The sequence below is a fragment of the Lachnospiraceae bacterium GAM79 genome (assembly GCA_020735665.1).
Lineage (GTDB): Bacteria > Bacillota > Clostridia > Lachnospirales > Lachnospiraceae > Coprococcus.
Genome location: CP085928.1, coordinates 2,112,718 through 2,137,545 on the forward strand (window position 1 = coordinate 2,112,718; position 24,828 = coordinate 2,137,545).

The 24,828-nt window shown below is 40.9% G+C and carries 16 protein-coding genes and 1 riboswitch; of the genes, 7 read left to right on the forward strand and 9 right to left on the reverse strand.

What is annotated here, in order from left to right:
* The first annotated feature begins 553 nt into the window (after nt 1-553).
* From LK416_09510 to LK416_09520, 3 genes are read left to right on the forward strand one after another with little or no spacing between them, the layout of a single operon-like run.
* On the forward strand, nt 554-1,207 hold the full coding sequence (locus tag LK416_09510) for a response regulator transcription factor (GenBank protein UEA73897.1): 654 nt from the start codon (nt 554-556) through the stop codon (nt 1,205-1,207).
* A gap of 12 nt (nt 1,208-1,219) precedes the next feature.
* The gene (locus LK416_09515; protein UEA73898.1) at nt 1,220-2,641 is read left to right on the forward strand and encodes a HAMP domain-containing histidine kinase; all 1,422 of its coding nucleotides are present in this window, start codon (nt 1,220-1,222) and stop codon (nt 2,639-2,641) included.
* Entirely contained in the window at nt 2,634-3,695 is a 1,062-nt protein-coding gene (locus tag LK416_09520; protein ID UEA73899.1) for a hypothetical protein, read from the forward strand. The genes LK416_09515 and LK416_09520 overlap by 8 nt, the downstream gene beginning before the upstream one ends.
* Nucleotides 3,696-4,032: 337 nt before the next feature.
* Here LK416_09520 and LK416_09525 read toward each other — a convergent pair whose 3' ends face one another.
* Together LK416_09525 and LK416_09530 are read right to left on the reverse strand one after the other, a co-directional pair.
* Complete coding sequence (locus LK416_09525; protein ID UEA73900.1) at nt 4,033-4,335, reverse strand: hypothetical protein; 303 nt, start codon at nt 4,333-4,335, stop codon at nt 4,033-4,035.
* A 150-nt stretch (nt 4,336-4,485) separates the two neighbouring features.
* Nucleotides 4,486-10,770 (reverse strand): Ig-like domain-containing protein, encoded by a 6,285-nt coding sequence (locus LK416_09530; protein UEA73901.1) that lies wholly within the window; start codon nt 10,768-10,770, stop codon nt 4,486-4,488.
* Nucleotides 10,771-10,858: 88 nt separating this feature from the next.
* Nucleotides 10,859-11,003: riboswitch (cobalamin riboswitch) on the reverse strand.
* Between the two features lie 127 nt (nt 11,004-11,130).
* On the opposite strand from LK416_09530, the gene LK416_09535 reads away from it, so the two are divergent.
* Together LK416_09535 and LK416_09540 are read left to right on the forward strand one after the other, a co-directional pair.
* On the forward strand, nt 11,131-11,919 hold the full coding sequence (locus tag LK416_09535) for an N-acetylmuramoyl-L-alanine amidase (GenBank protein ID UEA73902.1): 789 nt from the start codon (nt 11,131-11,133) through the stop codon (nt 11,917-11,919).
* A gap of 626 nt (nt 11,920-12,545) precedes the next feature.
* Nucleotides 12,546-13,409, forward strand: coding sequence for an adaptor protein MecA (locus tag LK416_09540; protein ID UEA73903.1), 864 nt, complete (start codon nt 12,546-12,548; stop codon nt 13,407-13,409).
* Nucleotides 13,410-13,581: 172 nt separating this feature from the next.
* Here LK416_09540 and LK416_09545 read toward each other — a convergent pair whose 3' ends face one another.
* On the reverse strand, nt 13,582-13,800 hold the full coding sequence (locus LK416_09545; protein ID UEA73904.1) for a DUF1858 domain-containing protein: 219 nt from the start codon (nt 13,798-13,800) through the stop codon (nt 13,582-13,584).
* A gap of 250 nt (nt 13,801-14,050) precedes the next feature.
* Between LK416_09545 and LK416_09550 the strand changes: the two genes are divergently transcribed.
* Nucleotides 14,051-14,221, forward strand: coding sequence for a 4Fe-4S binding protein (locus tag LK416_09550; GenBank protein UEA73905.1), 171 nt, complete (start codon nt 14,051-14,053; stop codon nt 14,219-14,221).
* Between the two features lie 131 nt (nt 14,222-14,352).
* On the opposite strand, the gene LK416_09555 is transcribed toward LK416_09550, so the two are convergent.
* The 6 genes from LK416_09555 to dnaX form a co-directional block, all read right to left on the reverse strand.
* Nucleotides 14,353-17,034 (reverse strand): hypothetical protein, encoded by a 2,682-nt coding sequence (locus LK416_09555; protein UEA73906.1) that lies wholly within the window; start codon nt 17,032-17,034, stop codon nt 14,353-14,355.
* Between the two features lie 20 nt (nt 17,035-17,054).
* Nucleotides 17,055-17,555, reverse strand: coding sequence for a hypothetical protein (locus LK416_09560; GenBank protein ID UEA73907.1), 501 nt, complete (start codon nt 17,553-17,555; stop codon nt 17,055-17,057).
* An 89-nt stretch (nt 17,556-17,644) separates the two neighbouring features.
* Nucleotides 17,645-18,718 (reverse strand): 6-phosphofructokinase, encoded by a 1,074-nt coding sequence (locus tag LK416_09565; protein UEA73908.1) that lies wholly within the window; start codon nt 18,716-18,718, stop codon nt 17,645-17,647.
* A 50-nt stretch (nt 18,719-18,768) separates the two neighbouring features.
* Entirely contained in the window at nt 18,769-19,365 is a 597-nt protein-coding gene (recR, locus tag LK416_09570) for a recombination mediator RecR (GenBank protein ID UEA73909.1), read from the reverse strand.
* A complete protein-coding gene (locus LK416_09575) occupies nt 19,365-19,715 on the reverse strand; it encodes a YbaB/EbfC family nucleoid-associated protein (GenBank protein UEA73910.1) in 351 nt (116 codons plus the stop codon). Before LK416_09575 ends, recR begins: the two co-directional genes overlap by 1 nt.
* A gap of 40 nt (nt 19,716-19,755) precedes the next feature.
* Nucleotides 19,756-21,492 (reverse strand): DNA polymerase III subunit gamma/tau, encoded by a 1,737-nt coding sequence (gene dnaX / locus LK416_09580; GenBank protein ID UEA73911.1) that lies wholly within the window; start codon nt 21,490-21,492, stop codon nt 19,756-19,758.
* A gap of 1,828 nt (nt 21,493-23,320) precedes the next feature.
* Here dnaX and LK416_09585 point away from each other — a divergent pair.
* Nucleotides 23,321-23,617, forward strand: coding sequence for a YitT family protein (locus LK416_09585; GenBank protein UEA75902.1), 297 nt, complete (start codon nt 23,321-23,323; stop codon nt 23,615-23,617).
* Nucleotides 23,618-24,828 lie beyond the last annotated feature (1,211 nt).

Consider the following 24,828-nt stretch of genomic DNA (forward strand, 5'->3'; position numbering starts at 1 on the left):
TTATTGTCCTTTATTAAGAAATATTGCCCTTTTCTTTAAAACACATAATAGCTTAATAACTTCATCCAATCTTTATTAATATACCATCTAAACAACATCTTGTGAACTCCCCAATGTTCCGCATCGCCCCCTCTCGACTTGTGTTTTGCTCCACCTCGCGCCTGCCCCCCCTCACGGCTGTCCACCACCCCCCACTTCATGTCTGCTCCCTTCCGGTCGGATTCTTTGCATATAAACATAAAGCAATATTTTCGTTATGAACTTGTACCTTGCCAGCGAATGCGGGTGCATGTTTGAGCCGAAGGCGAGTTTGCACAGGAGCATGAGCAAATAAGGCAGGTACAATTCATAGATAATATGCGAGTTTATATGCAAAGAATCCAGCCGGAAGGGAGCAGACATGAAGTGGGGGGGTAGTGGACAGCCGAGAGGGACAGGACAAAACCTTAAATCTCATTTTTTCGGCATTATTCTCTTTTATGTTTTTCTAAAATATAGTAGAATTAATTCGTATGGGGTCATTTAAGGTCGACCCGCTGGAGGTTATGTATTTATGATTAATATTTTAGTAGTTGAAGACGAAAAGCCAATCGCCAATCTGATCAAAATGAGTCTTACAAAGGCGGGATATTCCTGTACCTGTATCTATGACGGTCTGGCTGCAGCCGATATATTAGAGGAAAATCCGTTTGACCTGGTTCTGCTCGACATCATGCTTCCGGGTGCATCCGGTTATGATGTCCTTGAATATATCAAGCCGTTAAAAATCCCTGTAATCTTTATCACAGCAAAGAATTCCTTAAACGACCGTGTTATGGGTCTGAAGATGGGAGCCGAAGATTATATCGTGAAACCATTTGAGATTGTCGAGCTTCTTGCAAGGATCGAGGTTGTACTCCGGAGATATAATAAGCTGAATACAACGATTGCCATACGTGATCTGATGATCGATACTGTCGCAATGAGCGTTACCAAAAACGGCAGGGAGATTCCTCTGACAAACAAGGAATATGAACTGCTGCTGTTATTTGCACAGAATCCGGGCGTTGCCCTCTATCGTGAAACGATCTATGAACGTATCTGGGGCGGCGACTATCCATGCGACAGCCGCACAGTTGCGCTCCATGTTCAGCGTATGCGTAAAAAGCTCGGACTGGAGGACTGCTTAAAAACCATTAACAAGATCGGATATCGTCTGGAGATCTAAAAAGGAGTTTCTATGAAATTTAAGCATAAACTGGTATTATGTATGGTTGTACTTCTGGGACTGTCCTTCGGTCTGGGAGGAACCATACTGATCCACCGATCATTCAAAACCTCGTTATCTTCCACCATCGACAGCGACCTGCTAAATTATGAGAGTATTCAGAGTACTCTGCTGATTGCTGTTGATACAAATTCTGTATCATCTTATATCGACATGTCTAATATCATCAACCAGCTTTCCGCCCAGGGCAACTCCAACCGCAAGAATATCATTCTTCGAAATTCGGATATGGAAGTCGTAAGCATCATGAATTCATCCTTTACATATAAAGAAATGAAACCATCGGATGAAAATACCTGTAATTCAATCATTTGGAGAGAAAATAATAACTACTATCTGCAATTATGCAGTTCCATGGATATCAATACAGAAAATCTGGACATCTCACAGATGGACATTGTCTATGACATCACTTCCGTGTATGCTGCTCGTGCGCAGGAACAGAATACATTCCGTCTGCTGTTGATCGTGATCTTCGTTGTCGGAAGTATCACATCCATGATCGCAGCCAGCCTGCTTACAAAGCCGTTGGAAAAATTATCATCACTTGCGCAGCATATCTCCCACGGTGATTACTCTGCCCGTCTGCACATCCACTCCAGCGATGAGATCGAGGCACTCGCAAATGATTTCAACAACATGGCAGATACTATCGAAGATAACATCTCAGAGCTTCATTTCTCTATGGAAAAACAGGAACAGTTTATGGGAAGCTTCGCACATGAATTAAAGACCCCTATGACTTCGATCATCGGTTATGCCGATCTTCTGCGAAGCCAGAATATGAGTGAAGACGAAACAAATGAAGCAGCCAACTATATTTTCTCAGAAGGAAAACGTCTGGAGAGCTTATCCTTGAAATTACTAGATCTGCTGGTCGTTAAGAATCAGGAAACTATATTGACACCGACTGATCCGGCTCTTGCGGTCCGAAATGTAATCAATGTTATGAAGCCGGAGCTGGCAAAGGAACATATCACATTAAAGTCAAGCTGCCGAAAGGGCTGCTGTATGATGGACATTGACCTCTTTCAGTCTCTGATCATCAATATCATTGATAACGCCAGAAAAGCGATCGACGACAATGGTCTTATCCATGTAGCCGGAACTGTAAGGGATGATAATTATGTAATCATTATCAAAGATAACGGACGGGGAATGCCACCGGAAGAAATCACACGAATCAGTGAAGCTTTCTACCGAATCGACAAATCCAGATCCCGTGCGCAGGGCGGCGCCGGACTCGGACTTGCTATTTGCAGCAAGATCGCAGAGATCCATCAGGCTAAGATCAAATACAAGAGCGCCGTCGGACGTGGTACGGTTGTCACTATTACATTACCAAATATAAAGGAGGCGGCACATCATGAGTAACAAAGAAAATAAAGAATCTGTCATTGCTTCCTATGAACTGACCGCTGCCCATAAGGAAGACGATGATATCTCTGAATCAGAAGTAAATGATATGATAAATGAGAGTGAAGAAGGTACTGTTCCCTCTGTCGAGCATACCGGAAAAGCACGCGGTATTCTTCATTTCCTCTACAAGAATCTTCTCTGGTTTATAATATGCATTGCAATTTTTATGATCTGCATCGTTGCCTCGAATCTGTATTTTCGTATTCAGGACTGGAAAACATTGAATTCCGTATCCAGCCATGAGATCAGTCCGAACAATCTCGATGTAACAAATAAACTGACACTGCTGGAGAAGATCAACATCATAAACGGAGAATGTTATTACACCGATCTGAACTTTGATTATACGGACAAGCATTCCTACAGTGAGATTCATGATATAACCGTAAATGAACTGACATCGTATTTCTCAGATTATTTTTCCTGTGATTTTACTGTAAATGGTATCTACGAGATGTATATATCCAAATATCTCGCAACCTCAGACGAAGATTCTTACCGCAGTTTTACGATATGGGTGGTTAATATCTACTATTTTGGATTTGAAATGAATTGCCTCCTGGATTATGACACAAACAAACTGATTACATTTACAATGAATCTGGATCCTAATTCCAACACTTTCTATAATGAAGAAAGTCTGGTAAAACTGAAATATTACAATGATTATATACTTCCACTGTATAACTTTTTAGGAAGCCATGTCGGTAATTCAACTACGTTCAGTGACACTTGTTTCGACCCCCTATACGATATATTAATCTCTTATTATGAGCTCAGCTTTGAGAAAGGGTCCGGAAGCGGTGCAGGTATGACTCCAACAGAGATACCGGATTCTGATCTGCAGCTATTTGAAAAGCTAACAGGAACACCTCTGACTGCTCATACCTATTATACTTACACTACTGAGATCACTATGGAATTAGACGTCGATACAACAGAAGAATACAACTTTTATATGAAAAACGGATTGTTCTTCTACCAGATGAACCGATATTTTTATAATTAACAGATGCTTAATACTTCTTTATAAGAAATATGCAGAATTGATGCATTTTTTTGCAGATTATGATGCATAGAGGTTTTATAGTAACATCATCAAGACAAGGGATGGTGCTTATGGAGTATTCAAGCAAAGAACAGAACAGGAATGAGCGCAGCACTTACGCTGAGACAGAGAGGTCTTTCGCCCGCTGCAATTATCTCAAAGTTAAGTTTGGTATCTTTGCAACATGTTGTTTTATTTTGTTTGTTGCCATTTTGCTCAAAGGTACCATCCTATAATCTCTTGAGCCCCCTCATATTTCAGACTAGCTCCAGATGCGTTTCCCGGCATCTGGAGTTTTTCATTTATCATCTTCATTTACGGTCTCATCTTTCCTGTTATTTTTTTGACGCTCAATCTTATACTGCGTCTGTCTGCGCTTCGCTGCGATCCTTTTCTGTTTCTTTTCGGCTTCCCGCTCAGCCGAACGGTCGGGAAGAATCCCACCGGCTTCCAAGGCTCTCGGCCATGGTCCAAGAAATGATTTGATCGCCGCAACTTCTTCTACCGTAAAATCTGATTTCTTCGGATACCTGTTCAACCTCTTATAAGCTTCCTGAAGCATTTCTATACAGTCTTCTCTCATCGTAAATCTGTCAGCCATAAAATGAATATGTCCCCTTTCTGCGTAATTGCTCTTTCTATAATAAATACCGGCTGTCACATCGTCAGATTTGTATATCCAACTTATGACAGCCGGTATCAAGATCCTGTTATGATCTTATATTATGATCCAATCATTTGCAATTCCGTATTACTTTGTCTTTACGGTCTTTACCTTACTGTAAACGCTGTAATACTTCTTGCCACCGATCTTCTTATATGATCTTACCTTTACATAATATTTCTTACCCTTTTTCAGGTTCTTTATAACAGCACTTGTCTTCTTGCTGCTTACTGATGCGCTCTTAGCGTTCTTGAATGACTTATTTGTTGCATATGTGATCTGGTAACCACTTGCGCCGGAAGCTTTCTTATAAGAAACCTTGATTGCCTTGGTCTTATATGCTGCAGCCTTCTGTACAGTCGGTGTTGCAGGTACAACGATCAGGGTGATCGTGCCTGTTCCCTTCTTGTAATTAGCTGTTGCTGCGGCTGTTACTTTGATCTGTACCTTGCCCGGCTTCTTAGCTGTAACAAATCCGGACTTCTTGTTTACGGTTGCAACCTTCTTATCAGAAGATGTGTAAGTAACTGTACCCTTAACAGATGGTCTTAATGCAATATATTTATTATATACATAGATTGTCTGTGATGAGATCGTCTGTGGTGCCTTCTTGATCACAAATGTACTCTCTGCTGTACCTGTATAACTACCCTTACCTGTAACAACTACTTTTGCAGTTCCTGCATTCTTGTTATCAGAATATTCTACAGTATAATCATCTGCTGATAATTCTTTGCCACCAACAGTAACTGTAACAGCCGGCTCCTGTTCTTTGCCGGTATATGTAACATCCGAAACTGTGACTACTGTATTTTCAGCAGTAATCTGAACGCCCTCATTCTTCTTAACAGTCAGACTTATAACCAGTTCTGCTGCCTCATAATTATCTGTCTCAGCCGCCTTGATCGTAATATCAGCAGTACCAACTGCCTTTACTGTTACCAGACCAGTCTCGTCTACAGAAGCTATGTCATCCGCTGAAATAGTGTATGTAAGTGCACCCTTAGCCTCAACTGCAAGAGCAAATGGTTCTGCACCCTCTACTACTTCCAGCGTTGTAGATGCAACTACGATTTCCTGCTTTGCCTTTTTAATCTCAAAGGTTGTCTGAACCTGTCCACTATATTCATTCTTACCTTTGATCGTACAGGTAGCAGTTCCTGCATTTACATTATCGGTAAATATCACATCATAGTTCTCTGCTGTCAACAGCTTATCATCCAGATATACCTTTACTTCCGGTTTTACTTCTTCTCCTGTATAAACAGCTTCTGCAACTTCAATCTTTGTATTGTCTGTTGTCAATACCTTTTCTATTGCAAGCTTATAATAAGCGGTTCTTCCTGCTCTGGATGTGATATGGAATACAACTCCATCTGTCAGATCCACGCTGTCTGAAAGACCATCTACTGTTACATAATGAGAATCTGCTTCTGTCTTATAATTAACTGCTAACTTCGTAATATCTGAACCAGTTATACGATCTGACTTAATCTTTACAACAAATGGATCTGCTTCTGTACCGGCTCCGGCAAGTGTCTCACCATTTACTTTATAAGTATAACTTGGCTGCCAGTTGTCATCATATGCTGTCTCTGTCTCAAATGCAAATGTATTATTCTCAACTGTAAGTTCTTTTAATACCGGGAGTCCTGCATATGCAGATGCTACATCCGCACCTGTAAGCTCATAATGGAATTCCAGTGTATCTCCATCATTTAATGTAACTGTTCCCAATCCACTATTTGTAAAATCATCATGGTTATATGAGAACATCCAGCCTGACATTGTATATTCAGCCTGAACAGTCAGTCCATTAATAGATTCCATATATGGTCCATATCCTGTATCTGTCAGAACATATGGAATATTGTTCTCCTTTAATGCCTTTTCGACAGCATCCACTGCAGTCGCTGCATCAACTTTTACTTCATCAAGGACAACACCATCAGAAGATGCTCCCTCAATTCCTGCATTTACTGCGGTATAATCATATATACCGACCTTTACAGTTCTTACTTTATCGATAGCTTCATTCAAATCATTATATAATTTTATAAATGCCTGTTCATCCTGTGTTGTCAGAACCTTTGAAAGAATATCGATAACAGGAGCAACACGATCAAGTAATTCTTTATCTGAAGCTCTGGAAACAGTCTCTGTTGTCAGTGCTTTTACCGCTGCTATATCAGAAGCAGCTACAAAAGCAGCCTGATCCTCAGTATATGTATTTCCTACCTCATTCGTACATGAATATACAGATCCGGATATTATCATATCCTCTGCCTCTCCTGCAAATGCTGTAACATCTGTTGTAGCACCGCTTCCTGTAACCGTTCCGGCACTGTAGCATCCTGTCATCTCTGTGCTGGCATTATTTGATTCTCTACCATTGAAGATACCTGCGATTCCTCCAACATACTCCTTACCGGAAATCTCACCTGCATTATAGCAGTTAATAATCTTGTCTCCAGGAGCAAATGCATTGTATTCATCATGAGTACCAAGAATGCCACCCACTCTGCTCTTTGCTGTAATAGTACCATAGTTTGTACAATTCTTTATCGTAATATTGCAGCTGGACATGGATCCTAAAATACCACCTACAGTTCCACCATTCTCAGCTTTGATCGTACCATAGTTTACACAATTCTCTATTACTGAATTCGTTAAGCTGCTTGTATTACAATATCCTACAATTCCACCAATATTAGCATAAGAATTTGTTCCTGTGTATGTAATATTTACTTTAGAAACACAGTTTGAGATCAATGCCGGATTATCTTTTGTTCCCTGATTGAGATAACCAACAATCGCACCGGCAGCTGTCTTGGTAGCTATATAAATATTACCTTCTACTGTCAGGTTTCGTACCTGTCCCTTTTCCAATCCAAAGATTCCTGAATAAGATGTATCGTTCTGATACAGATTCTTAATCGTGTGCCCCTGTCCATCAAAAGAACCCGCATAAATAGTATTAAAATCACCAATCGGAGTCCATTGATAACCTGCAAGATCAATGTCTGCCGTTAACACTACATCAATTGAAGCCTTCTTATTCACATTTACTTCATTTGCAAACCAGTAGAACTCAGCTCCGCTTCCGATCTGATATACACCATCAACCTGCTTTGGTTCTGTCTTTGTCGTTCCATCCCATGCAAGTTCAGAAGATGGAGTCAGGTATAACTTCTGCACAAGACCGCCTGTTGTATCCTCCGGAATCTCAAAAGATCCTTCTTTATACATATAACCTGCAGCCTTAATAGCATATGAATATGTTCTGCCCACAAGTCCCTTGAATGCGCCGTCTGTTACAGTTGTAACATTTCCTTTTTCATCCTTTACGCTGATTGTGTAATCTTTAATCTCATTCTGTGTCTTTCTGTCATTAACACTTAATGAAACATTTACAAATCCTGCATCTGCAAGCTTAAATTCCATCTTTGGAAGTCTGCCCATATATGCGGTACCTGTACCGGCTGCCATCTGCATAGGTTTTCCAACAGAATGTTTGATCTGTCTGTGTGAACCATAGACTGAACCGAATCCTGATTCAAGAAGACATCCGTCTAAAGTAAATGTATCCTCTGTATAATAAGTTGGAACAGTAACTGTTACTGTCTGTGCAGCCGGAGTAGCCGCATATGGATACTGAGTTGTCTTGCTCTTATATACATTACCCTCATCATCTGTCAGATAGATAGTACCATACATATTATATACACCTGCCAGTTTGTTAGCAGGAATATATGTACCATTATAAGAACGCTTTCCGTCTTCTGTTCTCTCACCATAGGAAATCACAATAGAATCACCTGCTGTAAGCTTATCCGCAGTTATATCATTTCCATCGGCATCTTTATAGGTATATGAAACCTCTACCTCTTTTGCACGAATTACCTGATAGGTACTAACTCCGTTCTTTGTAACTTTAACAACATTAGGACCTTCTGTCAGTCCTGCAATCGTATAGCTTCCATCCTCATTCTCTGTAATATCTTTTGCCGAGAAACCACCATATGTCAGTTTTCCACCAACGATCTCCGGACGAAGAACGGATACAGATACTCCGCTTTCCGGTGCAAATGTATACTCTGCACCTTCTGTTCCCTTCAGATAATAAAGAACATCAAGCTGTGAATCGATTCCGTCTGCTGCAGTTTTTGCCTTTTCTGAATTCTTTCCTTCGTTGATTGTCATATTGGTCTGAATGCCGGTTCCATCCTGATCAACAGTTACTACAACAACACCTGTATTTTCCGGCCAGATCGCACTGAAGTTTGTTCCGCCCATATTTTTGCTTGCCATATTGATCTCTGCATCATATGTTACCAGAAGAAGTGCTGTTCCTTCGGATTTCGCCTGAATCTCTGCGACCTCGGAATGGGCTCCCGGTGTAACTGAAATTACATCGTTGGAAGGGTTTCCATTTTCATCAATAACTGTATAATGGAAATCCGGTTCTGCTATTTTAGAATTCATAAAGCTTTCAATCGCCTGCCAGTTACGGAAACATTCCAGACTATACTTCTCACCCTTCTTCATAGAAAGATATCCACGCTCATCTGATGTAAGATAAATATCTGCAACATCATACAGGTTCTTGGATAGATCATGATATACAGTATCCGGATTGTAGGAATCATCCCCAATATACATATCTGCTTTTGTAACTGTATAATCTGCATCCTGACTTGTTGAAACCCAGTTCCAGTAAGTTACACCGCCTGCACCGGATACACGATAATAATAAGTAGTACCACTTCCGAGATTATACTCATATGTATCATAACCTTCTTCGTCAGATTCTATCTTTGTACCTGTTTCATCTCTGTAAATATAATAGGTTGACAGGATTCCGACACGAAGCTCAGCTCCTTCCGGTACAGTAAATGTTACCTTTCTTGCTGCCGGTGCGGATATAGAATATCCATAGGAACGGCTTGAAGTGATTGTATTGGATACCACTTTCGAAGCATAAGCTGACACATGCTCTCCTAAAGGTGTAACCGTCACCTCAACCATATCAGCAGCATAACAAAGTGCTGCATATCTCGCATAATCAGTTGCAGTTGCTGCCTGCATCAGTCCAAGAGACACATGACGATCTACACTATCCGGTGACATAACCTTAGATGTGATTGTATAATCTTTGCCTTCTGTCCAGTATACCTTTGAACCGTCAACTGTGTCTGCATTTGTACAGGCAATTCCTGTTACGCTATATAATGTATATGACTGCTTAGCATCATTGGTAACAACCAGATCGATTGAACCCATATCTACCTTTTTATCATTCACTAATTTATAACCTGATAAACGATATGTTCCTTTTTCAAGTCCAACTGTATATACATGATTACTGTCCGGATGTCCAGCCGCCACTGTCTTTCCATCTGCATCTGTAAGAGTCATATATGGTGCATCGTTATTCATTTTGATTGATACAAGATTTCCGTTAAGTTTTTTGATTTTCAATTCCGCATCTGCAACATCATCTGCTGATGCATTCAGGTCTGTCATAACTGCCAGAAGCTCTGCATTTAATGATGCATCTTTGGCAATTTCTTCTTCATTCTCTGCATATAATGTATACAGATCAGTCTTATCCTGTGTTACATAATATGCCTCATTTCCTTCAAATCCACATCCAATATCTGCTCCATAACCGGCAAGTGTAAACTGCCAACGAAGAACATTGGTATTTGCTCCGGTTCCCTGGTCTACAAGATATGCTCCTGCACTTGTGTTGCAAGATACATTATCATCTGTGATCATCCAGCCTGACCATGATGTGTAATCAAATTCTCCGAGTCCGGAACCGGTTTTGTCATCCAGCTCCAGATCATTTCCATTGTTACGTGTCTTATATGCATCCAAGAGTGCTGTTGGAACTTTTACAGTTCCTTTATCAATGCCTTTGATATTTGCCAGATAAAAGTTGCTGTCATTGTAGGCACTTGATCCTGCAGGCTCTGTCTGAAGTCCTGCTTTCTTGAAAAATGCATAAGTTGCCTGTGAAACGGTCAATTTAGACAGATCAATGTCTATCCCTTCCTGTTTCCAGACATTTCCAATCTCTTCATAAGACATACGAGTCGGTGTGATATAAAATCCCTGTCCGATCGTAAAGCCCTCAAGAGACAGCACAACATATTTTGTGCTGTAATCGGTCGTACTTTCATCTTCTTCCGCTGCCGCAACATTCTGAATACCATAACCTGCATTTACTGCAAATGGCACGAATAAAACTGCGCACGCAAATAAAAACGAAAGCACCAGTGTCCTGATTCGTTTCATTTCGTAGATTCCTTTCTTTATAAATATGTAATTGTTGGTTCCAAGCAGGGGATTATTATTCTTCATCATCTGCTTTTCCCTCGCCCAAAAGCTGTATAGGCAATAATGTCTTACTGCCCATCTCCGCCGATCTGGTTCCTGTCTTATACAGGTGGCGGAAAAATCTCATGAAATCTGCGGGTATTCTGACTGAAAGGCTGATGCCTTAACACAGTAATGGCGGTTGCACCGGATTCTCACCGAATTTCCCCCTGATCAGATACGAAAAAGACTGCATCTGAGCAGATTCTATCATTATGAAATTTACATGCTTTATCTTAATTCCTGCCCTGCCAAATGTCAACAAATATCCTGTTATTTGCGTTATATTGTCATGTACTCCCTATTCTCTGCATAGATATGAATAACAGCGTATACCGGGTGATTTCCATGAAGCCAGCAAATGCCTCTATCCTAAGAAAAATCAATCGCAAACTTGTATTCGGTCTGATCTTCTTCTGTTCCTTATCGGTTCTCCTGCTTTTTTATTATAAGCCGGGTACTTCTCCTGATACAGATAATCAGTCAGCGCCGGTTCCCGAAATAGTTCCTGATACTTCAGAGACAAATGATACGTCATCCAAATATGTCATTACTCTTGACCCTGGACACGGCGGCTATGATCCGGGAAAGATCGGGGTAGATGACTCTCCGGAAAAAAATATCAATCTACGTATCACCCTTGCCTTAAAACAGAAGCTGTCCGACATGGGCTTTATCGTCTATATGACCAGAGAGGATGACAGTTCCCTGAATACCGAAGCAACAGGAACGATGAAAAACTCAGACTTGAACCATCGTATTCAGATTGTTGCAGATCATCAGTCTGATCTGTTCATCAGTATCCACCAAAACAGTTTCACCGATCCTTCAGTACATGGCGCTCAGGTTTTCTATTTTACAGGCTCAAAACAGGGGAAGCTGCTCGCCGAAAGTATTCACAGCTCGATTCAATCCAATATCGATCCCGATAATGAAAGGCCTGTAAAAGGAAATGCCGAATACATGATCCTGAAAAAAAGCCCCTGTCCTGCCGTCATTGTTGAGTGCGGTTTCTTAAGTAATCCGGATGAATGTAAGGCACTTACTTCTGCCGATTATCAGGATGCCATGGCAGCGGCGATAGCGGAAGGCATCTGGTATTTTATAACAGAATACGGTGATACACTGACAGAATAGAAAAAGGCAGGGACACCTTATATGCGCCCTGCCTTCAATTATTTTGTGCATGGTCATATCAGCAAATTTTTCTTTTTGTAATCTTCTACAAATTATCTGCTGATATCTATTTTGATTTATTTGGTTAAAGTTTCTTTCTTATATGGAAAATTGACTCTGTCTGCCCACCGATTCCCATGTGCATTCTTACATAATCAAACTGTGATGTGTGAATATTAATCATATCATGGACAACCCTTTAGGCATAAACAGCATTTGTCATATACAGATCATTAAACGGATATTCACAGGCATAAAAAATCCACCTGTGCCGAACCACATGAAAGGTTCATAAGACGTCTGTATTTATATTACCCTATCTGAAGCCGTTTGCCAACCCATTTTTTTAAAATTATGGTCAAACCGCAGTCAAATATATGAATTATGAACCCAATCTCCTTTTGTTACATAATTTATACTGTGGATATATCTTTATTCATTACACACAGATTTTTTATAAATTATTTCATATTTTTTCACATTATACCCTATTTACTTGTTCGTTAAATATGGTAAACTATAGGTGCGTTTTAATACACAATTGCATGACTTGTTTTCTACCCATCCGGGTAACTATCAGAAATGGGGTGATCCTATTGAAAATTGAACGCTTAAGTGAAAATCAGATCAGATGCACATTGAATAAAGCAGATTTAGCAGACAAACAATTAAAAATATCCGAACTCGCATATGGTTCTCCAAAGGCAAAGGAGCTGTTTCGCGAAATGATGCAGCAAGCATCCAACGAACTCGGATTTGAAGTTGATGATATACCTCTGATGATCGAGGCCATCCCAATCTCATCAGAATGCCTTATATTGATCGTAACCAAGGTTGAGGATCCGGAGGAATTAGATACCAGATTCTCAAGGTTCACAAAAGATACGGATGCTGATGATACCGACTATGACGATGAAGAAGATGATTACGATGACGAAGATCTTACTTTTTCCTCCGATGACGACGATAACGTCATATCCGGTCAGATCAATATCGGAATCAACGGAGATTCTTCTCAGGTACCGGAAGCAATCTTTAATGCTCTGGAAGGCTTCGTAAACAGCTTATCAAGTATCGCAGGTGATAATGCAGAGATCACAACGAATTTTGATACCCCTGCATCCACTCCTGAATCAAAGGAAGAAGAAACACAGAAAGCCTTGACAAGACTTATCGTGTTTGATTCATTGAATACTGTGATCCAAGCCTCCAAGCAGATTGCCGGCTTTTATTTCAGTACCAACACATTATATAAGAATCCGGTAGATAAGCGCTTCTATCTTCTGTTCACAAACGACCAGAATACCATACCGGAATTCAATCGTGTCTGCTATATACTCGGTGAATACGGTTCATCTCAAAAGATGACGTCAGCGACACCTTATCATTTCAAAGAACATTATAAGATGGTTATTGAAGATGAGGCAGTACAGACACTGTCTGCTCTATAAATATTTATTCATGGGAAGCTTGATTCCTGTATATTTTTACAATTGAAAAGATTCAGATACAGCATTTTCTGTTACATCCGAATTTCTGTACAAAAAAAGAACCATTCCTGTCAATACTCTTTCGGGAATGGTTTCTTTTTTACAGATCTGCTGCTCGGGCTGTTACAAATCACTATGCCTGCTGCTCCTCTTTCTTTGCAAGATAATCATTAATCTCAACTTCCAGCTCTGCAGCATCTAAACCGTGAACGGCTGCTGCTTCCTCTAATGTCTCTCCTGCTGCTGCAAGGCATCCGATACAATGCATACCTGCCGCCATAAGAATTGCAGCATTTCCTGCATCTACTGCTAAAATATCATTTATAAGCATATCTTTACTGATCTTTGCCATGTGGATATTTCCTCCTGTTTCCTGTATTCTTCATTGATTTTATGACATTTTTCGATTCCAAAAATATCTTCATTATTATAGTATACACAATTTTAATTGTCTATCCTTTTATATGAAAAAAAGCTAGGCAAACTCAAGTTAGCACAGACTAATTTTTTACAAATCACTTCATTTCACTTGATATAAAAAACTTTTTGATTTAGAATAGGTAACGAGATGTGATTATTATTACTAAAAGGAGGACAATCATATGGCATTCGTAATTGGTGATTCATGTATCGGTTGTGGTTCATGTGCAGGTTCATGCCCAGTTGGAGCTATTAGCGATAACGGTGGTGTTTTCGTTATTGATGGTTCACAGTGCATTTCATGTGGCGCATGTGCAGGTTCATGTCCTGTTGGAACAATTTCAGAGGAGTAATCCACACAGAACGTTGTTATCATAATATAGAAAAGCTGCCGGAATCGGCAGCTTTTCTTTTTATTTTATATACGGCAGAACTCAAACCTTTTGTGTAATGTCTTTGACCCCTTCTGTATATCTTTTCAATTCTACTCCTGAACATAGGAATAAAGTTCATTATTTCCCTTACTCATAGAGGCTTCATATTCTTTTCTTGACACCCGCACTTCTTCATCCAGTACAGGATCATAGTATCTGACCGCCTCACTGTTATAGCTGACGATCAATACATACCTTCCGTCATTTATCCTGCTGATAACCGGAATACCCCTGCCGATATATCCAAATACAAGATCTAATGAAATACCGGAGATATCTGCACCCGGATATTTACCGAGTACAGTGAGTGTCTCTACCGGATCTGTATACGATGCCTTCATCTCATCGTATGTCAGATCTGTAACGCCCTCATAGATCAGTGTCATATAAACGCAATCCCAAATGGAAGCTTCCACACTCTTTGAGCTCTGATGATAGATTGACGATGCAATCGTATTATACTCCTGTGTCTCTGACTGTCTGTATACGACTTCGCCATCTTTGGATACTACGATACCCGATATCTTTGTTGCCCGATTGATTGCATCTCCTGCCTTATCATAAATACCTGTCAGCCCCAGGTTATCATATACCATATATCCTGCATACTCATCTTCAACTGTAATAAGCATATCTGAGGAACGATTCGTTACAGTATTCTTCGTTATATTCAGATATGGTACATATGTCAGATAAATATTCGATGGAACCGTAAAATAAAGCTTTGATATACCACCGGATGAACTTCTTGTCACAGTCTGTATTCTTGCTACAGCATCATCTTCTTTGAAAGTGATGAAATCATCGTCTGTCTGCTTAAAATTTTCTCCTGACTTCACTCCTCTGGTCATATAGATCAGATTATCTTCAATCCGAACATCTACAATATAAGTATCGCCCTTTTCGTACTCTTTGATCTGTTCTCCATTTTCATCCACAATAAACAATTTATAAGACGGTATCTTGCTGTATACAGATTCTGCCAGTCCCGCCTTTGCAAATGATTCCTGATCCAACTGCATAGAATTATCTGCCACATCACAGATTCCATAAATCATATCTGAATTCTTAAAGCCATAACATATCAGACTCTTACCTGCACCGGAATCAAAAGTATATGTCTGTCCGGTTTTCAGATTCACCATTGTAAGAACGGAATTATCCGTACTGTTATCAGAACTGTCATATGCGATCACTTCCATATTATCTGATACATATACATGATCGAGTGATACCTGATCTATAAAATAAGATAACTGTTTCTGATCCACATTAATGCAATTCACTTTATTTCCAAGCATAAAATAAAAATTAGTACCATCATAATAGGTAAGTCTGGATACTTCATCCTTCATTGCTGCATATGGCTCATTGCATTCAGCAAATACCAGTTCAGTCACTTCCATAGTTGCAGCATCATAAGAACACAGACTGATTCCAAGCTTGCCTTCATGTGCGCCACGGTTCATATAACCATATACCGCAAACTTGATATTTCCATCATCATCCATCGATATAATGTTAATATCATAATGATCATATGTGTTTCGAACATTCTCCACATCATCCATCCAGAAACCAAATACCATAGATATCTGATTTTCAGAATAATTATACAACCACAATTGTCCATTTCTTACAAATGCGATTTTCTTATTATCTGAACTGTATTTGTAGTCTAATTTCTTATCCAGAACAATACCGATCTCATAGACATTATTCTTATTATCGACACCGGTTCTGTTGAAATATTCATCCACATACCGATCAAAGTTCATAACCGAGATCGTACCCTCATCAGCAGATGCTTCGCCATCTCCGGAGCCTGTATCTCCGGTTGAGTCCTCTGCTCCGGCACCAGTCATATCACCGGTTTCCGCACCGACTGTCGTGTCATCCGGCTGCAGTTCTTTGTAACTCACACGATAGTATTCCCTGATAGAGTAATAATCTGTTTCTCCGTTTGAATCCTCTGTCATCGTTACATAGTCTAATTCGATCACGGCATAATTTACATCAATCTCTTTAATCTGTGGAATGATCGATGTAATACGAATCGGGTTCATTCCGCTCCAGATCAGATCCTTGTAACTGCTGTTCAGATTCATATGTCCCATGGATACGCTATCATCATCTTGCCCTTTATATGCCTGCATATACGGATAGATCAGGGATGCTTCTTCATAAGTATCAAACTCAAATGTTGCAGCATTGAATTTCTGTACAAAATCAAGCAGCTCATCTGCGTGATAATTGTCATTGATCACAATTCTTGTATAATATCGAACCGTTTCTTCATCCTTTCCGTCAAGCTTGAATACAAGCATATATTCTGTATCCGGCTTTATATCCATACGAATCTCGATATCAAACATCTGATAGCCGTTTTCTTCCCCATCCGATTCAAGATCACCATTCTCGATCAATGAGTCACCCGATATCGATCGAAGCTCATAGCTGTAATCTTTTGCATAACCATTCTTATCATCTACTGCAAGCCGCACCTTCTTATCATCTGTAACCGGGGTAATGCAGTCTCTGAACAGAGTGGTATCAACTACCGTTGTATAACCATGAAGGCAGTTAATATATCTGCCCTCATAGTCTACATATACTAAAGGCAATGTGGCATTCTCCATTTCCATTGCCAGATTCTTATATTGTCTATTCTGAAATTTATCAACTAAAAAAATAGTAATCACAAAGAAAACTGCCATTACTATTATTCTCATAATAAGTGTTCCTATTTTCTTCACAGGTAAAATCGTCTCCTACATCTTCTGTAGCGCTCACGTCTACAGTAAAATTCATTACAGATCAATGTTTCTATCAAATTACGCATCATACAGTTACCACAACCATTTCCCCTCGGTACATACGGAGGTTCTGATGGTGCCGCTTCCATATCCAAGTGGATATCAATATCCCGATCGGGAAGTTCCGCATAGACATCTCTTGCTATTTTACGGATAACCTCTGCATCCGGATATTCCGCAAACATCGGACTTCCGGCATATTCCAATTTATCACATTCTTCTTCTACCATTGCACTGATGCGCCGTACCCGTTCAGGGTACATCTCTTTCAGATATGCCCAGTCCTTTTCCGCACGGCTGAGATCTTCATTTGGATCATCCGGCAGGAGCAGACCTGACATACCTCTTGTCAGACTATATACATTTCCATTCTTTATCAATCCTCTTATATTCGTATCCTTACCGTCATATGGAATGTATTTGAATTCGTTCTGCATACAAATCTCCCTGTCTACAATCTTAATTACTATTAGTATATATGCAGACAGAGAGACTTATGTTACTGAAAAACTGTTTTTCTCTGAATTTAATCGCCAAATGAGATTCCAAGCGTTTTTGCCGCCAGTACAATATCGTCATCCGGAGATACATATTTGAGCTTTCCTGCTGATTCTGATAATGGAATAGCAGTTACCATATTATCCTTGAATACAACGAGCTTTCCGAAATCCTTTGCCTTGATCAGCTCCGCAGCCTTTGCACCGAATCTGGATGAGATCACTCTGTCATATGGGCATGGGCTTCCACCTCTCTGTGTATGACCGGGAATCGCGATACGGATATCCTGTGTTGTGAACTCCTTGAGCTTGTCTGCCATCTCATATGCAACAGATGGATACGGAGAATTTGCGATTACTTCCTTTCTCTTTTTCTTTGGAAGCTCAGCAACCTCTTTGGAGATTGCTCCTTCTGCTACTGCAACGATAGTAAAGCCTTTATTGTTCTTCGTTCTCTTATCGATTGCTTCATATACTTTCTTGATATCATATGGGATCTCAGGGATCAGGATAACATCTGCGCCACCCGCAATGCCTGCGTGTAATGTGATCCATCCAACCTTGTGACCCATAATCTCTACAATAAAGATACGATTATGGGATGCTGCTGTCGTATGAATACAGTCAATCGTCTGTGTTGCCACATCAACAGCACTCTGGAAACCAAATGTCATATCGGTTCCCCAAAGATCGTTATCGATCGTCTTTGGAAGACCGATTACATTTAAACCTTCCTCGCTTAACAGATTTGCTGTCTTCTGCGAACCATTTCCTCCTAATACACACAGACAATCCAGCTTCAGCTTCTTGTATGTGTCCTTCATGGATTTCACCTTATCAAGACCATCCTCTGTCGGTTCTCCCATAAGTTTAAATGGCTGTCTGGAACTACCAAGAATCGTTCCACCCTTTGTCATAATGCCTGAGAAATCATCCGGCTGCATCTTGATATACTGTGCTCTCATCAAGCCCTTATATCCATTCAGGAAACCATAAATCTCTACTTCATCAAATAACTCGTACAAACCCTTTGCTACACCACGCATGGTTGCATTCAGTGCCTGACAATCGCCGCCACTGGTAAGTAATCCAACTCGCAACATTCCTAAACACCTCTTTCTTCTTTTATATGTAAAACATTATTTAATTGTCCCTATAAATATACTCTGCCTTCTAATGCCCGAAGAAGCGTCACTTCATCAATGCATTCCAGATCTCCGCCTACCGGTACACCACTGGCTATCCTGCTCACTTTGATGCCTGCCGGCTTGACCAGCTTCGATATATACATCGCCGTTGCTTCACCTTCCGGTCCCGATCCTGTTGCAATGATCAGTTCATCTACATCTCCCTGTAACCGCTTCATCAATTCTGCGATCTTGATATCTGCCGGTCCGATTCCCAGAGATGGATTGATCACTCCATGCAGTACATGATACACACCATCATACTGATTCGTTCGTTCATATGCTGCCAGATCCCTCGGAGTCTCAACAACCATGATCACCTTATGGTTTCGATTTGCCGATCTACAGATCGGACAGAGATCACTGTCGGTAATCGTATAACAGTTATTGCAGTATCTTATCTTCTTCTTTGCATTTACAATCGAATCTGCCAGTGCCTGCGCACGTTCCTCCGGCATACTGATTATGTGGAATGCCAGTCTCTGTGCTGTCTTTGCTCCGATACCCGGAAGTCTGCCAAGTTCTTCGATCAGACGGTTTACTTCACCACCATATATATCCATTAGAACGGTAAGCCTCCAAGACCCATACCGCCGGAAATCTTATTCATATTCTCCTGATAATCTTCATCCTGCATACGGAATGCTTCATTGACAGCAGAAATGATCAGATCCTCTAATGTCTCGATATCATCAGGATCAACAACTTCTGGATCCAGCTTGATCTCCATTAATTCCTTCTTACCGGAAACCTTTGCTGTAACAACTCCGCCACCTACAGAAGATTCATATATCTTGTCTTCTAATTCCTTGGTAGTTGTCTCCATCTGTTTCTGCATTCTCTGTGCCTGTTTCATTAAGTTGTTCATGTTACCAGGCATCATACCCATATTATAGCCGCCTCTTTTAGCCATTTTATATGTCCTCCTTGATTCTTAACTCTTTTTTATGTTTTTATTCATACTGAATAGCAAAATTGATTTTCGTAAGATCATTCGCCTCGATCTCCTGTGCTGCATCACTGTTCTTTGAGACAACCTTCAACTCGATCTTTACCTGTCTTCCGGTCACTTTCTCTATATGCTCCCGTAATGCTGCCATTCGTTCTTTTCCTTCAAAATAAGCGATTGCCTGCTTATTATCTTCATTCTGAACATATGCCAGATACAGACCATCCTTGGCTTCATTAATATTGATTCTTGCTTTCTCCAGAAATTTCTTCGTAATATTCTGATATCCATCCATGATGATATCCCATTGCTCTACGAACTCTCTTAATTCATTATAATTCGCTTCCGGCAGTTCTTTCTTCAGCTGTTCTGACAGTTTCTTCGATGCTGCTTCTATATCTGCTTCTCCCATTGCAGGTGCCTTTCCTATCTGCATTCCTTCCTGCTTCAGTCTTGTGCAGATCTGATCCAGCAATTCCTGTGATACTGCTCCGGCACCCTGCACTGTTGCTCCTGCCGATGCTGTAACACCTTCTGATACCGAGCTTCCTATACCATTGTTCCCGGCAACCACTAATCCGGCAGCTCCACTCTCTAACTTCTGTTCCAGAACTCGGACCCGGTCAAGCAGTGCACTGTAATCTGTCTCCATCTCCGGTTTGCATAATTTGATCACTGCAAGCTCCAGAACGATACGCTTCTGAACCGCATATTTGATATTTGCCGATGTATCCGAGAATATATTGATATAACGAATGAGTGCATCCGTATCGATCTGTGCTGCAAGCTGTCTTAACCGCTCCAGATTCTCTGCTGACATATCAAGCTTCTGATCTGCCTCCGGTGAAACCTTCACCAGCAGTACATTTCGAAGAAACCATGTGAATTCTGAAACGAACCGGGACAACTCACGTCCCTGCCATACGACCTCATCTACCAGATCGATCGCGCCGACAACATCGAGCTTTATCACGCAGTCAAGCAATCGGGCAAATACATCGATATCGACTGCACCGATCGTATCCAGAACATTCTCGTATGTCAGTTTTTTACCTATATTAAAGGCTATACACTGATCCAGAATACTAAGTGCATCTCGCATAGAGCCATCCGCCGCTTTGGCGATATAATCAACTGCTTTCTTCTCAGCTTCGATCTGCTCTCTGCCAAGCAGCTCCATCAGACGATCACTGATCGTTTCTACTGAAATCCTGCGAAATTCATACTTCTGACATCTTGATGATATCGTAATCGGAATCTTATGTGATTCTGTTGTTGCCAATATAAAGATGACATAAGCCGGTGGTTCTTCCAACGTCTTTAACAGAGCATTAAACGCTCCCTGTGTCAACATATGAACCTCATCGATGATGTATACCTTATATTTTCCTTCCGATGGCGAATACTGAACTTCCTCTCGGATCTGTCTGATATTGTCTACACCATTGTTAGATGCCGCATCGATCTCGATCACATTCATGGATGATCCATCGGCGATTGCACGACATGCCGCACACTCATTACATGGACTACCATTTATCGGGTGCTCACAGTTTACTGCCTTTGCAAATAACTTAGCTATGGATGTCTTTCCGGTTCCTCTGGTTCCACAGAACAGAAATGCATGTCCGATCCTGTTATTTATGATCTGATTCTTTAGTGTTGTTACAACATGATCCTGACCCTTGACTTCTTCAAAAGTATCCGGTCTCCATTTACGATATAATGCCATATAAGACATGACGATTTCCTCCAAAATACAACTAAAGATATTATATCCGAAATGGTGATTGATAGCAATTATTAGTTTTCAAGGTGCTGGGCTTTTTCTATCCTATTTATTTTCGTTTCTTATTTCCGTTTCTACAGATCAATAATATCATGGCTGCCAAAAGAGCAGCTCCTGCTCCGATACAGGCAATCAATAAGAGGCTGGTCTGATCACCTGTCTTCGGGGTTCCTGATTCATGTATCTGTTCGGTCGTCTGAGTCGTCAATTCTGCAGTAAGCTCTTCCGTATCTTCAGTGGTTGCTTCCGTGGTATTCTCAGTTGTTATTTCGGTGCTGTTTTCGGTTGTAATTTCAGTACTGTTCTCCGTCGTTACCTCAGTACTGTTTTCGGTTGTTATCTCGGTTGTATCCTCGGTTGTATCCTCGGTCGTTGTCTCGGTTGTATTCTCGGTCGTTGTCTCGGTTGTATCCTCGGTTGTCGTCTCCGTCGTTGTTTCTACTGAAAGTATCGTCTGTCTTACTTTTTCTTCCGGATGCTCCGGTGTAAGGTGCTTATAATATATTACAGGATCAAGCGCAAAGCCTTCCGATTCCTTCACCTCCACAACCGCATACCATCCAAACGGAAGTCCTGAAAATACGCATTCTTCCTGATCTGCTGAAATCGCAACCAGACTGTCATCCGGCATACGAAATTGATTTTCCACACCACAGGAATTTAAAATCTCCGGAATTCCAATTGCTGTCAATGTCTCATTATTCGTCTGTTGTCTGAGTTTCGTCGTAAAGGTTCCGACTTTATACCGTTCATCATACGGCTGATCTTTGCCGGTTACCATATATACCTCATATACCGCACCCTCAAGTGAGAAACGGGTATCATGGTCTGTTATCTCCGGAGCTTCGCTTACTTTTTCAAGCCTTAATTCTCCGGTCTTAGCCGTATCCGCTACGGTTATCTCATACCGATAACTGCCCTCATCGTTTGGATCACGATTCTCTAAGGACATATCTACTTTTTGAGGTGTCAGATTTTTCTCAAAATATGCATTTCCCGAAATTTCGACCAGATAATAGATACCAGCCGGTAGTCCGTCTAATGTATATTCATCCTTCCTCGTAAGAGCAATCGTTGCTCCGTCGGTCGGGGCAAATCCTTTATTTATATCTGTCACCTTGCCCTTTCCATCCTCCTGTATCTCAAATTCTCCCGCATATCGAGCATCCTCCACAGAGCAACCTCCTGTCGCATCCGCCATATATAAACGATAACGGATTCCTGCAAAAGAATACTCGGATGAGTGTGCGGCATATAACTGATCGGTCGTTTTATTCACCGATAAATTAATCTTAGAATTATGAACCTGAAATTCGTACTCCGAACTTTGCGTTGTAATCTCATGATAAACAGCTTGTGCCGGACAGAATCCCCGTTCCGTTGCACTCACAGCATCCTCCACCAGCACATACCAGCCAAGCGGAAGATCATAAATATCCCGACATAATGACCAGTCAATGTCTTCACCCTTATAATCACTCTTTATTCCAAGTGTTATTGCCTCAGATGTCAGACTGACAGGTATTCCTTTTCCCTGTGCATTTACCATATACTCGCCTATTAATATAGAACTTCCTTCTGCATCGTAGGCAGTCTTATCATTCGGAACTTTATATAGTCTGAATCGAACTCCCTTCGTCTGTGATATATCTCCAAAATATGTCTTTATCAGGCGCAATTTTCCCTTTTCCATATCTTCGCTGACAGATGCATCCACCTGAAATGTGCTGTTCTTTTTTAATGTAAAACTCTTAACTTCCGAATCAACCCGATAGCCTGTATGAACGATTCCCGCGGTATCGTATGGATAGACATTTGCATCCAGATAGCCATAGGTATTTCCTTTTGCCGCATACCATCTCGCTTTACCGTCTCCGGTATAAACGGTATCCCGTTCTCTGTAATAATAAGTATACGAACTGTCCTTTTCCAGATTCAACTTTGTCCAGTAGTATATGCATGGCGTATATTTATACTTTGTTATATAGTGTTGTCTTGCCGCTTCACTGTCAAATACTACATTTGCACCATCCTTATCCTGATATGCCTTTCCATCATAAGATACAACTATGTTTGAACCCGCTTTGTCCGTACAAGCTTTGTCAGAATAGACAGTATAGCGGATTCCTGCCATATTATAATAAGGTTCATCTGACGGAAGCCTGACGGCTGCCGGATTTACCGGATTCTTTTCTACTGTAAATGAACCATCTGTCAGACTTTTTCCCCAGTCAACAGTCATCGCAAATGTATATTCATATAAAACACCTGCAAAGCACGACTGAATCTTTTTATTATCCGGCACTACCGCATATGTAGTAAATCCATACTTCTCAGCTGCTGTCTTTGCTATCTTAGTGTTTCCCGACGTCTGAATATCTGCTGTAAACAGGAATCGATCTCCCGCTTTTAACCGCACTGTACTTCCACCTGTACAGGCTTTCCATTTGCTGTCTTTTACCGTATCATTCCATGTCACACATATCCAGAATGTCACGCCCTGACCGGAAGGAACTTTTACTGAAAAACCGTTCTCTGTTCCTCCTGACACCCGGATAACCTCCGTTCTTTTCTTCCGCTTCTGTTCAGGGGTATTATCACTGACATAAGCTGTTTCTGTTGTGCTCATATTATATGTATACTTCAATCTATTTTCTGCTGATGTCGGTGCAATATTCGTTACTACCGGACCGGGAAGCTTCCCGCCGATCATCAACTCTGCCTGTGCTCGCGTCAGCGGAGATGTCCCACTTATCGTCGCATCAGAATGACGGATTGAATTTAAAAGATTTTGAATAACAGTCTGTGACTTCTTCTCTTTATATCCCTGATATAATGCTTTTCGAATATTGCTATTCAACATGCTTCCATTATGTGCATACTGATCTGCCGCATCGTCACTATAAACGGCTGCTCTTGTTCCCCTGCGATGAACACCATCTGCCAGCGTCTCACCATACCACGGCATCTGTGCATCTTTGTCCCCACAATATACAGAAAACAGTTTGCTATAAGTATTGCCCTTATATCGTAATATTCGGTAATCCTTACAGCTGTTTTCTGCTTTCATTCTTCCAAGCCTGTACTCTTCTATGTCTGATTCTATGAGCTCCGGTAACGCCTGTACCGCTAACGCCATCTCAGCGGTTTCACCCGTTGTACTATCAGCCGTTTCCATAGCATCACTGCCTGTTGCAATAACTATCTGTCTTAGTGTCAAACCACCACCGGCAAAACTACCCAGCATTTCTGATCTGCCAAATGCATAAATCGACAAACATATACATA